Source organism: Acinetobacter sp. ANC 4178, from assembly GCF_004331175.1.
Taxonomy (GTDB): domain Bacteria; phylum Pseudomonadota; class Gammaproteobacteria; order Pseudomonadales; family Moraxellaceae; genus Acinetobacter.
In genome coordinates this window covers 1-15,546 of sequence record NZ_SJOD01000010.1, presented here as the reverse complement: position 1 = coordinate 15,546, position 15,546 = coordinate 1, and the positions used below count along the sequence as shown (strand labels likewise).

The window sequence follows — 15,546 nt, the reverse complement described above, 5'->3', positions numbered from 1 at the left end:
AGCGGGCTTTTAAATGGATAAAATTAGGCTTTTAAAGCGGTGATTAATTTTTGATGTAAACCTCCAAAACCACCGTTGGACATAATCACCACGGCATCACCCTCTCCTGCTTCCGTCACCACCGTCTGAATAATATCTTCAAGTGAACGTGCCACAATGGCTTTATTGGATGCAGCATCAATCACAGGTTGTAAATCCCAGTCCAAACCTTCAGGTTGATACCAAATCACTTCATCTGCCAGACGTGCCGAATATGCCAGCCCATCTTTATGGCTACCCATACGCATGGTGTTTGAACGCGGTTCAATAATTGCCCACAGTTTACGCTCACCTAAACGCTTACGTGCGCCTTCGAGTGTGGTATCAATCGCAGTAGGATGATGGGCAAAGTCATCATAGACTTCGACGCCACGAACAGTGCCCAATAACTCCATACGGCGCTTAACCCCACCAAAGTGAGACAATGCTTCACAGGCTGTTTCAATGCTTACACCGACATGTTCCGCCGCAGCTAAAGTGGCTAAGGCATTTGCTACTGAATGCTGCCCAGTCATGTTCCACTTCACTTCGCCTTTGACTACGCCGTGCTGCAATACTTTAAAGTGCGAGCCATCTGCCGAAAGTTGTTCTGCATACAATTCCGCTTCAGGATGTGTATCTAAAGAAGTACGCACTACAGGTGTCCAACAGCCCATTTTCAATACTTCATCAATATTGCTTTCAGTAATTGGGGCAATAATGCGACCTTCACTTGGAATGGTACGAACTAAATGATGAAATTGTTTTTGAATGGCAGCCAAATCATCAAAAATGTCGGCATGGTCAAATTCAAGGTTGTTCAAAATTGCGGTTTTTGGATGGTAATGCACAAACTTAGAACGTTTGTCGAAAAATGCCGAGTCGTATTCATCGGCTTCAACACAGAAATATTTTCCGCCGCCTAAACGCGCACTTTCAGAAAAACCTAAAGGCACACCGCCAATTAAAAAGCCTGGTTCCAATCCTGCTTGATCAAGAACCCACGCCAACATGGTGGTGGTGGTGGTTTTACCATGGGTGCCTGCAACGCCGAGGACATGTTTACCTTGTAAGACATGATCTGCAAGGAATTGTGGACCTGAAATATACGGTAAACCCTCATTGAGCATATATTCAACCGCATCAATGCCACGTTTCATGGCATTGCCGACAATGACTAAATCGGGATGTGGTTGTAAATGGCTACGATCATAGCCTTGCATTAAAGTAATGCCTGCATTTTCCAGTTGAGTGGACATCGGCGGATAAACGTTCAGATCTGAACCTGTCACCTTATGTCCTAAATCTCGCGCTAATAACGCCAATGAACCCATAAAGGTGCCGCAAATACCCAAAATATGCAGATGCATTGATCTTTAACTCCACTGCTTTTTGACACAGCACTTCGTAATTGGTGTTGTTGTCAGAATTGATTCGATTTGACAGCAACGATAACAAGGCTCTTAGCGAAAAGATAGTTTTTCTTGTATCAATTTAGACAGTTCATCCACGACAGATTTAGCCAAGATTAAAGTCGATAAAATTCCCTAAAAAGAGCGCTTTGGCTTATACTTTTGAGCCTATTTAAGGTCTTAATTGTGAATGTAGTGTAATGATGAATACCATGATGATCCCATTTGCATTGTTAGTCATATCGAATTGTTTTATGACATTGGCTTGGTACGGACATCTAAAATTTTTACATGGTGCGCCATTGTGGCAAGCGATACTATTTGGCTGGTTAATCGCGCTATTAGAATATGCCTTCATGATCCCTGCTACACGTCTCTTGGCACAGGATGGTTGGTCTGTAGGGCAAATGAAAATTACCCAAGAAGTCATGACCTTAGTGATTTTTGTGCCCTTTATGATTTATCTGTTTAAACAACCCTTTAAATTGGATTATCTCTGGGCGGGCCTTTGCTTATTAGGTTGTGTGTATTTCGTATTTAGAAGTCAATAATTGCTTTCAGGGCAATTAAGGTTGTAGTGCGTGGTTTTTTGAGAGGATGTAAAAAACTTACTGCAATCGGTTCGCTATAGAACGGTCAAAATAGCCCTTAGAGCGACTTATTTTTTCATCAAGGGAATCATTTCCTTATTTTTATCGAAAAAAAAACTAAAAATATCTCGCTCTAGCCCTGCTTAAATTTTGGAGAGATGAAAAATCAGTCTATAATATGGGGCTTCTGAACCATTTAAAGCTTGGCTCTCGTCGAGATTTATCCTCCTTCACTCTAGTCTCTGGAACATTAGCAATGAATGCGGCCGCAGCACAAGACGCTCAACCCCTCGTAGGAATTATCATGGGTTCTCAATCTGATTGGGCGACTCTCGAACACACTGCCAATATGCTTAAGCAACTTGGTGTCCCATTTGAAGCTGAAGTGGTTTCTGCACACCGTACCCCAGATCGTTTATTTGAATATGCTGAAACTGCGCGTGATCGTGGTATTCAAGTGATTATTGCAGGCGCAGGCGGCGCAGCACATTTACCAGGTATGTGCGCAGCAAAAACTGACTTACCAGTCTTGGGTGTACCTGTAAAATCTTCTATTTTAAATGGTGTTGATTCCCTACTTTCAATTGTACAAATGCCAGCAGGTATTGCAGTTGGTACTTTAGCAATTGGCCCTGCGGGTGCAACCAATGCGGCCATTATGGCGGCGCAAATTCTTGGTTTGACGCGTCCAGAGATTGCCGAAAATGTAGCAAACTTCCGTGCTGCTCAAACAGAAAAAGTGGCAGGCAATAATATTCCGGGTCAAGCTTAAAACGGGACACAAGTTATGAACAAAACCATCGGTATTTTTGGTGGTGGTCAATTGGGTCGCATGATGGCGCAAGCTGCTTTGCCACTGAATATTCAATGTACCTTCTATGAAGCAGATACAGACTGCCCTTCCGCAGCTTTAGGTCAGGTGATTTCAAGCCAAGCCGAACAAGGCCTGCAACAGTTTATTCAAAGCGCTGACGTTTTTAGTCTGGAATTTGAAAATACGCCACTGGCAGATGTTGATCTTTTGACGCAAAGCAAAGCCATTCACCCGCCACGTCAAGCTTTAGCGACTGCACAAAATCGTTTAATGGAAAAAGCCTTATTCGATCAATTGCAGATTCCTGTTGCACCGTATCAAGCGGTAGATTCTTTAGAGAGTCTACAACAAGCCGTCGCGATGCTAGGCTTACCACTGGTACTGAAAACAGCTACTGGTGGTTATGATGGCAAAGGTCAGTTTGTATTGCGCAGTGAAGACCAAATTGAGCAAGCATGGGCTGAATTGGGTCCAGCAAAAAGCTTGATTGCAGAAAGTTTTGTGACGTTCTCGCGTGAGGTTTCCATCATTGCAGTACGTGGTCAGGATGGTGAAGTAAAAACTTGGCCTTTGGCTGAAAATCATCACCATCACGGGATCCTGTCGCATTCGATTGTTCCTGCGCCAAACAGCGCAGATTTACAGCCAGCGGCACAAGATTACATCACGCGCTTGTTGAATCATTTGAACTATGTGGGTGTGTTAACACTAGAATTGTTTGTGACAGAACAAGGTCTCTTTGCCAATGAAATGGCACCACGTGTACATAACTCAGGTCACTGGTCGATTGAAGGTGCAGTCTGTTCGCAATTTGAAAATCATATTCGCGCAGTTGCAGGCTTGCCTTTGGGTTCAACCGAAGTGGTCCGCCCTACCGTGATGATCAATATTATCGGTCAATATCCAAAATCTGAGCAGGTTTTGGCATTAAATGGCGCACATCTGCATTTGTATAACAAAACAGAACGTGCGGGTCGCAAAATCGGTCACATTACTTTAATGCCGAATGACAGCAGCCAACTGACCAGCTTATGCCGTCAATTGGCGAAAATTTTGCCTGTGCCTTTGGCATTAAGCGAAGATATGACCATTTAAATCCCAAACTGTTTAGCAAAAAAGCGATCACTCTGTGGATCGCTTTTTTTATGCCTAGAACTCAGGCATGCTACGCGACCTTGCATTTAGACCGTACCTTTTATCGTAAATTTTAGCTTTTTGTTGTGTATTGCGTGGATGAAAAATAAGCTATTAATCGTGTATTTGGGTTGTTAAAGAATAAAAAAATAGAAAAATATTTTGAATTTAAAACTGGGTTGTTGTGGAAAGTTTGAATTTAAAAGAAGTCTGAAACATCAATTGTGGATAAATTATTTGAATTTAAAAAAGGTATTTAAATTCAAAGCGGCACTTTTGAATTTAAATAATCGCTTGAGGATGGAGAATTTGAATTTAAAGTAGGATTGTATCTTTAAATTCAAATTTTTAAATTTAAAAGCATGGATCTATGAATTTAAAACAGAGGTTTTGAATTCAAAAACCTGCTTGAATATAATGATGAGCGTTGAATTTGTCTAAATTTCGGGTTTATTGGCTTTGAATTTAAAAAATACGACTGTGGATAACGTGCTTTAAATTCAAATTTTACGTTTTAAATTTAAAACGACTGTTTTTGAATTTAAATCAAGTTTTGACTTGGGGTGTGGATAACTATTTTTAAATTTAAAAACCAAATATGAATTTAAAATCTAGAAAATGAATTCAAATTTTACGTTTCTTGTCTGTCAATTTTATACTGGGGTGTTAAGGTAAGCGCATAATTTGAATTTAAAACGAAAGTGATGATGAAACGAATCAATTATTTTATTTTTGGATCCATTTTTTGGGTCGCAGCACAATCCCATGCAGAGCTGATTATTAATGGTCACCCTGCATTTGTTTCGACTTATAACAATAACTTAACAAAGCAAAGTGGTGATAGTTCACAGAATAATTTCCAAGGTTGTTTATCAAATTTACGGAGCCAAGCCCTGAATGCGGGTGTTAGTGCTTCAACTTATGATCGTTATAGCCAAAATTTGACGCCTGATTATAGCGTGATTGATAAGTTAAATTATCAACCTGAATTTTCGACCCCAATTTGGGATTATTTGTCGGGTTTGGTGGATGATGAACGGGTTGAAATGGGACGGCAAAAATTAGTCCAGCATCGTGAGATACTGAATCGCGTTGCCCAGACTTATGGTGTGCCTGCTGAAACTGTGGTGGCAGTCTGGGGCGTTGAAAGTAATTTTGGCAATATTTCAGGTAGTTATCCTTTATTACAGGCTTTAGGCACGTTAAGTTGTGAGGGCCGCCGCCAAAGTTATTTCCGTGGAGAGTTTTTTGCCACCATGCGTATTTTACAGCGTGGTGATTTAAGAGAAGAGCAGTTACGAGGTTCGTGGGCTGGGGCATTTGGTCATACCCAGTTTATGCCGTCAACCTATGAAGAATTGGCGGTAGATTTTGACGGCGATGGTCGTCGTGATTTGGTTTCAAGTACTTCCGATGCTTTGGCCTCGACCGCCAATTTCTTGACCAAGCGGGGTTGGCAAACAGGAATGCCTTGGGGCTTTGAAGTCACGATACCTGCAAATCTTTCTCTTTCAGGTGAAGGGCGTCGTAATAAAAAAAGTTTGTCTTACTGGATGAATCAAGGGCTGACTCGTGCTGATGGTAGTGCATTAATTCAGGGGAATTTATCTGAAAGTACCCCAGCAGGCTTAATGGCACCCGCAGGGGAAAATGGTCCTAAGTTCTTGGTCTTTAAGAATTTCGATGCGATTTATAGTTATAATGCGGCTGAAAGTTATGCCTTAGCGATTGCGCATTTATCGGATCGTTTACAGGGCAAAGGTAATTTTCAACACAGTTGGCCAACCAATGATGCAGGTACCTCGCGTGCAGAACGCCGTGAAATTCAGCAATATTTACTCAATCGTGGTTATGATGTTGGTCAAGTGGATGGCTTGATTGGTGATAAAACCCGACAAGCGATTCGTGATGAGCAAATTCGTCTCGGTTTAAATCCAACTGGGCGAGCGGGACAGCAGACTTTAGCGGTATTACGTAAGGAAAATGCCAAATTAATGATGAAATAATTAACATGTTGAAGATGACGGTGAATGTGCACCGTCATCGTGTTCCATCATTTTTATTCAATTTCGATGGGATCTAGTTTGATCGCTTCTAAAATATCAAAAATAACGGTGGTTACATCCTGACTTAAATCCCGATTGTTAAAGATTTCATGTGCAGTAATGGTGACATCAGTATCACTTGGCAAAAGCCGTTGTTCTTCTTCAATCAGGTGCTCAATCGGCAGTAATGTCTGCTTGATTTCTAAATGCAAAATATCCTGATATTCAATGTTTTCATCTTCCAGTTCAATTTCTTGCTCATTGAAATATGGCAGAATAATAGAGTGGAGATAAGGCTGAATTTCAATAATATCAAACAATTCCAGATCACGTGTCTGTTCAAGTGTGCTGATATGATCATTCACTTCAATGAGAATATGATAGTAACTCACATTGTTCTCCGCTCAGTTTGCTGTGTGGATCGTTCTATCACAATAACACGAAATTCGATCCTGTGCTGAGCAAATCGAAGTAAAACCTTATAAAATTTAAGGATATTTTTAAGGTTATTTTCGAGCAGCCAATAACTGTAAATCCGCTGCTTTGAGCTTAAAATGCTGTAATTCTTGCTCTCCCAAAATAGGATACATTAGGGCTTCTGGGTCATTATGATGCGTCAGTCCTAGCGCATGGCCTAATTCATGCGCGATGGTCAGTCTGAGATCATCATTTCCATCAAATTGGTAAATTTCGATTTTATTGCCCATAAACACACCTTTATGGAATTCACGTGCAGGGAAACGTTGCTGGGCTTGTAAAATTTGTTGATTAAATTGTGCGATATCCAGATTATGTTGATCGACCTTTTGGTTAAATGATTGATTTTGTTGTTCAAGGTAAGCAGCTTCTTGTTCGAACTGTGCGATTCGGTATTGTAGTTGAGTGAGTTGGTCACGTAAATTTTGCTGTTGTTGTGCGGACTGCACCTGAGCTTGTTGGCTCTGTAAATAGCGATATTCGGCTTCCAGTTGTTGTTCTTGTTGTTCTAAACGATGTTGTGTGAAATCCAGTTGAGTTCTGGCGCGTTCAATATTATCTGACGAACGATTGTTTTGATTCTTGCTCTCATCTAGTTTCTGTTGGGTCTGTTTTAAGGCATCAGTATCTTGTTGACGTTGATCATAAATTAATTCGATACTAAGTTTGGCATTCGGATCGTAAACAAATAGAGTTTGTTGCGTACCTTGATGCCAGATTTCAAGAGCTTCCTGACTGATTTGCACGACTTGTGCTTGAGTAAGACCAAACCATGGATCAACATTGCCAATTTTAAAGCGGAGTCTTTGGTCAAAAGGATGCAAGAGTCGATCTGACCAAGTGTTATAACGTAATTGATAGTGTGCATGGCTTTGGTAGCTGAGCCAAAGGATAGCCAAGAAGAACAGAATTAACCCAAGTCGATGCATAAATCATTTTTCTTTTTCATTTGTGCTTAATGTAGCGAAAAGTGAGTGTTATGGAAATATGGTTTAAGCAAAAAAAAACCGCGCTTACGCGCGGTTTTTTTTAATCAGACAAATTATTTTTTGTCATCTTTGACTTCTGTGAACTCAGCATCTACAACGCCATCGTCCGCTTTTTGTTGTTGACCTGCATCGCCACCTTGGAATGCATTTGGATCAAAACCTTCTGCGCCGCCAGCACCTTGTGCTTGTTCATAAGCACGTTGAGTGATAGGCATCAAGATGTTTTGTAAAGCTTCAGTTTTAGCTTTGATCTCTTCAACATCATTTTCTTTAGTTGACGCTTCAAGTTCAGAAACCGCAGTACTTACAGCTGTTTTTTCATCTTCAGTAACTTTATCACCAAGATCTTTTACTGCTTTGTTCGAGCTTGAAATTAAGGCATCAGCTTCGTTACGCGCTTTTGCAAGTTCTTCAAACTTACGATCTTCTTCAGCATTCGCTTCAGCATCTTTGATCATCGCTTCGATTTCAGCATCAGACAAACCTGAGTTCGCTTTAATCTGGATTGATTGCTCTTTACCAGTGCTCTTATCTTTAGCCGATACTTTCAAGATACCGTCAGCGTTGATGTCGAACGATACTTCAATTTGTGGTACACCGCGTGGAGCAGGAGGAATGTCACCTAATTGGAAGTTACCCAACAATTTGTTTTGTTGAGCCATTTTACGTTCACCTTGGTAAACCGAAATGTCTACCGCAGGTTGGTTGTCCGCAGCAGTAGAGAACACTTGTGATTTCTTCGCAGGAATCGTGGTGTTTTTCTCAATGATCGGAGTCAATACGCCGCCCATGGTTTCGATACCAAGAGTCAACGGAGTAACGTCAAGAAGCAGTACGTCAGTTTTGTCACCAGACAATACTGCACCTTGAATCGCAGCACCAATCGCAACCGCTTCATCCGGGTTCACGTCTTTACGTGGTTCTTTACCAAAGAATTCTTGAACTTGTTGTTGAACCATTGGCATACGTGATTGACCACCCACCAAGATCACGTCAGAGATGTCAGAAGTCGAAAGACCAGCATCTTTAAGCGCAATACGGCAAGGCTCAATGGTACGCGCAACCAAGTCAGCCACTAAACCTTCAAGTTTCGCACGTGTTACGTTGATCACTAAATGTTTAGGACCAGTCGCATCAGCAGTGATGTATGGAAGGTTAATTTCAGTTGCATTCGATGAAGAAAGCTCGATTTTTGCTTTTTCAGCCGCTTCTTTCAAACGTTGTAATGCAAGTGGATCATTTTTCAGGTTCACACTTTGTTCTTTCTTAAATTCTTCAACCAAGAATTCAATTAACGCGTTATCAAAGTCTTCACCACCAAGGAAAGTATCACCATTTGTTGATAACACTTCGATTTGTTGGTCGCCATCAAGGTCTGCGATTTCAATGATTGATACGTCAAAAGTACCACCACCTAAGTCATAAACCGCGATTTTACGGTCGCCTTCTTTTTTGTCCATACCGAACGCAAGTGCCGCAGCCGTTGGTTCGTTAATGATACGTTTAACTTCAAGACCTGCAATTTTACCTGCATCTTTGGTTGCTTGACGTTGTGCATCGTTAAAGTAAGCAGGAACAGTAATCACTGCTTCAGTTACTGTTTCACCTAAATAGTCTTCTGCAGTTTTCTTCATCTTTTTCAAGATTTCAGCAGAGATCTGTTGAGGTGCTAATTTTTTATCGTTTACTTCAACCCAAGCATCGCCATTGTCTGCTTTGATGATTTTGTAAGGTACAAGCCCGATGTCTTTTTGTACCGCTTGGTCTTCATAACGACGACCGATTAAACGCTTGATCGCGAATAATGTATTTTTAGGGTTAGTGACTGCCTGACGCTTTGCAGACTGACCCACTAAGATTTCACCATCTTTATATGCAATGATCGATGGAGTTGTGCGAGCGCCTTCAGCGTTCTCGATTACTTTAACTTTGTCGCCTTCAAGTACAGCAACACATGAGTTTGTTGTACCTAAGTCAATACCAATGATTTTAGCCATTTGGGATATTCCTCTAAATTCTATTGCAATGTTTTTGCTTGTTATCCGATATGAGAGCCGTTCAAAATTTTTCAAGTAATTTTTATGAAAATTTTTCACAAACTCCCGTATTTATAGGGTTTATGCGCCTACCATGACCATTGCAGGACGAAGTAAACGACCATTTAAGGTGTAACCTTTCTGTAAAACGGTGCCAATTTCATTGGCTTTGGCATTTGGATCAATCCCGACTGCTTGGTGCAAATCTGCATTGAAACCGTTTTGGGTATCTGCTTCGACCACACCAAATTTCTCAAGGGTCGTGAGTAAAGATTTTAAAGTGAGTCTTACGCCTTCAAGTACAGGGGTTTCTTCTTCACCTGCGGCTTGAATGGCACGTTCCAAATTATCCACTGAGTCGAGTAACTCTTTTGCGAACTTTTCTAAGACCGTGTCTTTGTGCTTGTCAGATTCACGTTGAATGCGCTCAACACTTTTTTGTGCTTCATAAACGGCATTTGCTGTACGGGCTTTTTCTAATTTCAAGCTTTCTTCAAGTTTGCCGATTTGCGCTTGTAAATCGTCAACTGAAACGTCTGTTTGCTCGGTTTCAGCTTGAGTTTGCGCATCAGCTTGCTCTTGTTGAAGGTCTTGAGCTTGTTCGTTTTGCTCAGTTGTCATTGATTTACTCCGTTTAAAAGGGTTCTTAAACATGTACAGTCCTTTGGCATCAGTGTTCACTGGTTAAATCTGAACTGCCATGAGTGATGAAATTCATGATTAGTAAAAGAGGTCGGGGCAGGAAAGCAAAATTCAAGTTGCATGCTTGATTAAATTTGCACTATTTCTGTTTTTTTAAGACAAACTGAAGTGTTGCATCATAAATGCAATGAATTCTTGTGTTTTTTGACTTAAATGTCGCCGCGATGAATACACCACAGACAGTTGCATTTGTGGCAGGACGTAGTCGGGCAGAATCTGATGTAGCCGATTTTGATTCAGCTCAGTGTGCACCAATCCGATGGGTAACATGGCAATGCCCTGTGCCTGTTTGCACATTTCTAATAATGCATAGGCGTCATTGCTTTGGATCACACTATGTAAGCTATAGTTTTTTGGGTGTTGATTGGGAGCATTCAGCGTCCAAACCGAATGCATACTGTGATGGGTCAGGCACGTATGTTGTAACAGTTGTTCAGGATATTGAATCTCGGGCGCTTGTGCCAAATAATCGGGGTGTGCACATAAAATCGAGTCAATCGGAAAAAGCGGACGGGCAATTAAACCTTCAGCTATTTTAGGGCTAATCCGAAAGGCCAAATCGATTTGGGCATCAATTAAATCGAGTGTGTCTTCTGTAATCACAATATCGAATTGTACAAATGGAAACTGCCGTCTGAATTGTTTAATGCATTCTGCTAAGCCATTTTGCAGCAGAAAAAGCCCTGTTGTTAGTCGAATGGTACCAGTCTGTTGCTGATCATGGGTCATTTCTAAGAGGAGTTGCTGCTGTTGCAAAATATTCTCGCAGTAATGCAGCGCTTGCTCTCCTGTCGATGTCAGCGAAATTTTACGGGTATTGCGATGAAATAATCGGGTCGAAAAATGATTTTCCAGATGTTCAAGGTAGCGTGACACCATCGCGCGTGAAACATTGAGATGGTCTGCAGCTTTGGTCAAACTGCCTTGTTGGGCAATACAGACAAAGACTTGAATGGCTTTTAGGGTATCCATATTTATGTTTATTGTTGCGTATATTGCAACAGTTTATCTTAAGTTGAGCTGTTTATTTGTCATAAACTGAAATTTAAAGTATTCAAAATCAAATAAGAGATGAATACCATGCAAACCAAGTTTTATACCCTTGCCTTAACTGCTTTAGCACTTAGCTCGACTGCCCATGCGCAAGACCTAAAAATTCACACGTATTTGGCTAAGCCTGAACATTTTGGCGTGACATCTACCCTTATTGAAGGCGATAAAGAAGTCATGTTGGTGAATGCTCAATTTTCTAAATCAGAGGCACTACGAATTGCCGCGGATATTCTTGATCGAGGCAAGACCTTAAGCACGATTTTTGTCAGCTATGGTGATCCAGACTATTACTTTGGTTTAGATGTATTTAAACAATACTTTCCAAATGTAAAAATCCTAGCGACTCCTGAAACGGTTAAACATATTCAAGATACCCAAGCCCTGAAAGTACAGTATTGGGGGCCTCAAATGGGGCTGAATGCACCGAGCAAAATTATTGTACCTGAGCGTTATACAGCTAAAGTCTTAAAGCTTGAAAATGAAGAGATTGACATTAAAGGTCAAAAAGAACTGACCTATTTATGGATTCCCAGTGCTAAAGCGGTTGTCGGTGGCATTCCTGTTTCATCGGGGATTCATTTGTGGATGGCAGACACCCCTACATCTAAAGATCATGCAGAAGTGGTACAGACTTTAGAAAATATTAAAGCACTCAACCCACAACAGGTTGTACCTGCACATATGAAAGCTGGCGCGGCTGAAGGTCTCGATGCTGTGAATTTTTCTATAGACTATTTAAAGCAATATGAGAAAGCAGTGAAAGCCAGCAAAAACTCAGCGGAGTTAATCGGAATCATGCAAAAACAATATCCAGCTTTAGGTGAGTCAAGCAGCTTAGAATTGGGGGCTAAAGTGGTCAAAGGCGAGCTGAAGTGGCCTTAATCATGATTGGCATCAAATGATCACAATAAGCGCCACAAAATCTTTTATGTTTGGCGCAAATATTGTTTGGGTGAATGACCGAGATTATTGTCATAGTCATACATTGATATTTTAAACATCAGTTTTTAAAGCTTATTCAACCGATGAATAAGCTTTTTTTGTGTGAAATTGCTGAGAATTACTACAGTGTATAGATTAAGTGCAGCAGAAACGTGATGAGTTGGCAGTTCTGTAGACACTTCGCAACAACAATAAGCAGTTTCATTTCAGTATTTTTTAAGCAAATTTGCTTGCTGACAGGCATTGAACTGGAACAACATAATTTATGTGATTAAAAAGAATTACTTAATTCAATTTTTGCTCTAAGTAGAAAAAACATGCTTCCAAATAGGCTTAATAAAAGATTGCAGAATGCAACCAACAGATAAAAAACGCTCACCATATATGTGCGCAGAGCATTCAAAAAACATGAATGATGACTTGGCAAAACTAAACATTGGTTTTGTGTTTTTTATTTAAAAAGGAACCAGACATGAAAAAAGTCGGATTATTTTCTATTTCTATGTTAGCTATTTCAGTGCTTGCAGTGGGTTGTGCATCTAAAGACCCTGTACAAGCGACTGAAACAGCTCAAATCTCGACTGGAGCAGAGGTTGCAGTGCAAGGACAAGACGGAATTGCGACACAAGTCGATGGATCTGTAAATTCGAATGTCCCTCAGGCATCAACGGAGCAAATGCAAAACCAACCGCAATCTATTCAACAATAACGCATCATGTTGTTGAGTTGAAAACGGCATATAGAGTAAAGACAGTACTTGAATGAGGTGTACTGTCTGAAGCTATCTCAATTCAAAATTATTTCAGTATTTTCTATGTAAGATTACGTGTGTATTGATGATTTTGACTTAAACTTGCAGTCATAGTGTTAATGACAATATGCTTAAAGCAGATTAGCTTTGTTGCAAAAGCCATAATTTAAGGTTGAACTTGTTCAGTAAAGTTTGACCGACAGATAAAACAACAAGGAATAAGTCGTTTATGGGCGTATCAATACAAAAAGTGATGGAACAGAATCAAGGTACAGCAGCGCGACTACTGGATAAGTTGCCTACTTTTCTACAGGAAAATATCGTCAAGGCTTTGGCCTATCCTTATCACTACCCCGAATTAGACTCCTTTCTTAAATGTCTGGTCGCCGTTCAGTATAAGCAAAATAAAACAGGCTTTATTTCGGCAGATGCACAACATTCTCGTAAAGCCTTTGAACTACAAAGTCAGCTCCTTACAGGAAAATCGACTGCCATTAAACAGGTCGAAGATTTACGCTTAGCTTTGCAAAGTGGAACTATTTTTGCGCGTCACTATCATCCTGCGCCAAATAAAAAACTTCCGATGTTGGTGTTCTACCATGGAGGAGGCTTTGTGGTGGGTAGTATCGATAGTTATGATGAAGTGTGTCGTTTATTGGCTGTGCATGCCCATGTGCAAGTGCTCAGTATTGATTATCCCTTGGCACCAGAAGCCTCGCCGTATCAAATTGTACAAAGCTGTGAAGATGCCTTGGCATGGGTGTATCAAAATCGGAAACAACTCAAAATTTTAAAAAATCGCATAGCGGTTGCAGGTGACAGTGCTGGCGGCAATTTAAGTGCGGTGGTTGCGCAACGTAGTATAGGTAAAGCCTATGCACCGCAAATCCAGTTTTTAATTTATCCAGCATTAGACTTTAAGAGTCGTCACCCTTCATTTTTTGCTTATAAAGATGGTTTGGTATTAACAGGGGATGATGTAGATCGCGTGACCGCACATTATGCGGCTCAACATCAAGTTGCTTTAGATGATCCCATTATTTCCCCGACTTATGGCAATTTTAAAAAACTAGCGTCTGCCTTTGTTGTTACGGCAGGTCATGATGTCCTGCATGATGAGGCAGAGATTTATGCGCATAAGTTACGACATCATGGTGTCTCCGTGGCATATCACGATTATCCAAGTATGACTCATGGTTTCATTAACATGGCAGGCTTATCACGCACTGCAAAGAAGAACTACATTGAAATGAGTAAAAATTTCCGAAAATTTTGGGATAAACACAGTTAAAGTAGGGTGTAAATAAAGGTCAGGCTGATTTAAAGCCTTAAATCAAAGGATAAGTTTTATAAATTATTGAATATAAAAGTATAAAACCAAAGCTATCGTCCAAATGCTGTAAATAAAAGGTTTAAAAGTATCTGAATCTAAAGAGTTGTGTTAAATATAATCAACCATAAAACAGCATTACAGGAATCCCCAATATGTTAAAACAGAGCCTTGCGTTATTGACTGCTGCTACATTCAGTGTGTGTACCTATGCAGCCAATACTCTGGTGGAAATGAAAACATCAATGGGAAATATTGAAATTGAGCTATTTAATGATAAAGCACCAGTTTCAGCCAAAAACTTTGAAGATTACGCAAAAGCAAATTTCTATAACGGAACCATTTTTCACCGCGTCATTCCAGGATTCATGATTCAGGGTGGCGGTATGGATGTCAATATGGTTGAAAAGCCAACCAAGGCACCTATCAAGAATGAATCTTCCAATGGTTTAAAGAATACGCGTGGCACTTTAGCCATGGCACGTACGAACAACCCAAACTCGGCCACCAGCCAATTCTTTATTAATGTCGTTGACAATGACTTTTTAAATAAAGGATCTATGAATGCTGGTTATGCAGTCTTTGGTAAGGTAACGAAGGGGATGGATGTGGTTGATAAAATTATCAAAGTACCGACTGCTAGCTACGGTATGCACCAAGATGTACCGAAACAACCAGTGAAAATTCTCAGCGTGAACATTAAGTAAGCAAGCGTTACTAAATCATTAAAAAAAGTAGCAGAAATATTTTATTCATATTTCTGCTTTATAATTAATGGTTTACATTGTATTTTGTGTAATAATGAACCAAAATAGTGCATAAAAATACAACACCCAATAAAACAGTCAGTTAAAAGTGCTTGCACTCATAGCAAAACCGTATAGAATGCACCCCATACCGACGAGATAGACGGAAACGAACAAAGCGCGAAGCGCTGAGTTGTTAAGTATATCGAGTCCAGCATCTAATACTGACGAGGTATTAGAAAGATCATTAAGAGATTATGAAGAACAACTTGTGTGGATTTTTACTGATTGATCGATCGAAATTATTTTCATTGATTGATGGTAGAAATTACTCGAAGTTTATTTGAGAAATTGATGTCAGAAAATTGATGAGCCAAGATTGGCACCCTTTAAGGTGCTAGCAAGTATTAAACTGAAGAGTTTGATCATGGCTCAGATTGAACGCTGGCGGCAGGCTTAACACATGCAAGTCGAGCGGGGGAGGTTGCTTCGGTAACTGACCTAGCG

The 15,546-nt window shown here is 40.4% G+C and carries 14 protein-coding genes and 1 rRNA gene; 9 read left to right on the top strand and 6 right to left on the bottom strand.

Annotated features, from left to right (window positions below):
* Positions 1-23: 23 nt before the first annotated feature.
* Positions 24-1,388 (bottom strand): UDP-N-acetylmuramate:L-alanyl-gamma-D-glutamyl-meso-diaminopimelate ligase, encoded by a 1,365-nt coding sequence (mpl, locus tag E0H87_RS15885; protein WP_131324491.1) that lies wholly within the window; start codon positions 1,386-1,388, stop codon positions 24-26.
* 254 nt (positions 1,389-1,642) lie between these two features.
* On the opposite strand from mpl, the gene E0H87_RS15880 reads away from it, so the two are divergent.
* From E0H87_RS15880 to E0H87_RS15865, 4 genes are all read left to right on the top strand, one after another.
* Positions 1,643-1,981: a DMT family protein gene (locus E0H87_RS15880; RefSeq protein WP_131324490.1), complete on the top strand. Its 339-nt coding sequence runs from the start codon at positions 1,643-1,645 to the stop codon at positions 1,979-1,981.
* Positions 1,982-2,276: 295 nt separating this feature from the next.
* Complete coding sequence (gene purE, locus E0H87_RS15875) at positions 2,277-2,792, top strand: 5-(carboxyamino)imidazole ribonucleotide mutase (protein ID WP_131324489.1); 516 nt, start codon at positions 2,277-2,279, stop codon at positions 2,790-2,792.
* 15 nt (positions 2,793-2,807) lie between these two features.
* Positions 2,808-3,929 carry a 5-(carboxyamino)imidazole ribonucleotide synthase gene (locus E0H87_RS15870; protein ID WP_131324488.1) on the top strand — a complete coding sequence of 374 codons (1,122 nt, stop codon included), beginning with the start codon at positions 2,808-2,810 and terminating at the stop codon, positions 3,927-3,929.
* A gap of 746 nt (positions 3,930-4,675) precedes the next feature.
* Positions 4,676-5,974: a lytic murein transglycosylase gene (locus E0H87_RS15865; RefSeq protein WP_131324487.1), complete on the top strand. Its 1,299-nt coding sequence runs from the start codon at positions 4,676-4,678 to the stop codon at positions 5,972-5,974.
* Between the two features lie 53 nt (positions 5,975-6,027).
* Here the strand turns inward: E0H87_RS15865 and E0H87_RS15860 are convergent, their stop codons facing one another.
* From E0H87_RS15860 to E0H87_RS15840, 5 genes are all read right to left on the bottom strand, one after another.
* Entirely contained in the window at positions 6,028-6,405 is a 378-nt protein-coding gene (locus E0H87_RS15860; protein ID WP_131324486.1) for a hypothetical protein, read from the bottom strand.
* Between the two features lie 114 nt (positions 6,406-6,519).
* Positions 6,520-7,419 (bottom strand): matrixin family metalloprotease, encoded by a 900-nt coding sequence (locus tag E0H87_RS15855; protein WP_131324485.1) that lies wholly within the window; start codon positions 7,417-7,419, stop codon positions 6,520-6,522.
* Positions 7,420-7,532: 113 nt separating this feature from the next.
* A complete protein-coding gene (gene dnaK, locus E0H87_RS15850; RefSeq protein WP_131324484.1) occupies positions 7,533-9,476 on the bottom strand; it encodes a molecular chaperone DnaK in 1,944 nt (647 codons plus the stop codon).
* Between the two features lie 120 nt (positions 9,477-9,596).
* Entirely contained in the window at positions 9,597-10,136 is a 540-nt protein-coding gene (gene grpE, locus E0H87_RS15845; protein WP_131324483.1) for a nucleotide exchange factor GrpE, read from the bottom strand.
* A 174-nt stretch (positions 10,137-10,310) separates the two neighbouring features.
* Positions 10,311-11,189, bottom strand: coding sequence for a LysR family transcriptional regulator (locus E0H87_RS15840; RefSeq protein WP_131324482.1), 879 nt, complete (start codon positions 11,187-11,189; stop codon positions 10,311-10,313).
* Between the two features lie 108 nt (positions 11,190-11,297).
* Between E0H87_RS15840 and E0H87_RS15835 the strand changes: the two genes are divergently transcribed.
* The 5 genes from E0H87_RS15835 to E0H87_RS15815 all read left to right on the top strand — a co-directional run.
* A complete protein-coding gene (locus E0H87_RS15835; RefSeq protein ID WP_131324481.1) occupies positions 11,298-12,152 on the top strand; it encodes an MBL fold metallo-hydrolase in 855 nt (284 codons plus the stop codon).
* Between the two features lie 532 nt (positions 12,153-12,684).
* Positions 12,685-12,921: a hypothetical protein gene (locus E0H87_RS15830; RefSeq protein ID WP_131324480.1), complete on the top strand. Its 237-nt coding sequence runs from the start codon at positions 12,685-12,687 to the stop codon at positions 12,919-12,921.
* 271 nt (positions 12,922-13,192) lie between these two features.
* Entirely contained in the window at positions 13,193-14,254 is a 1,062-nt protein-coding gene (locus tag E0H87_RS15825) for an alpha/beta hydrolase (protein WP_131324479.1), read from the top strand.
* A gap of 194 nt (positions 14,255-14,448) precedes the next feature.
* Positions 14,449-15,000 carry a peptidylprolyl isomerase gene (locus E0H87_RS15820; RefSeq protein ID WP_131324478.1) on the top strand — a complete coding sequence of 184 codons (552 nt, stop codon included), beginning with the start codon at positions 14,449-14,451 and terminating at the stop codon, positions 14,998-15,000.
* Between the two features lie 448 nt (positions 15,001-15,448).
* Positions 15,449-15,546, top strand: a 16S ribosomal RNA gene (locus tag E0H87_RS15815); the annotation flags it as partial.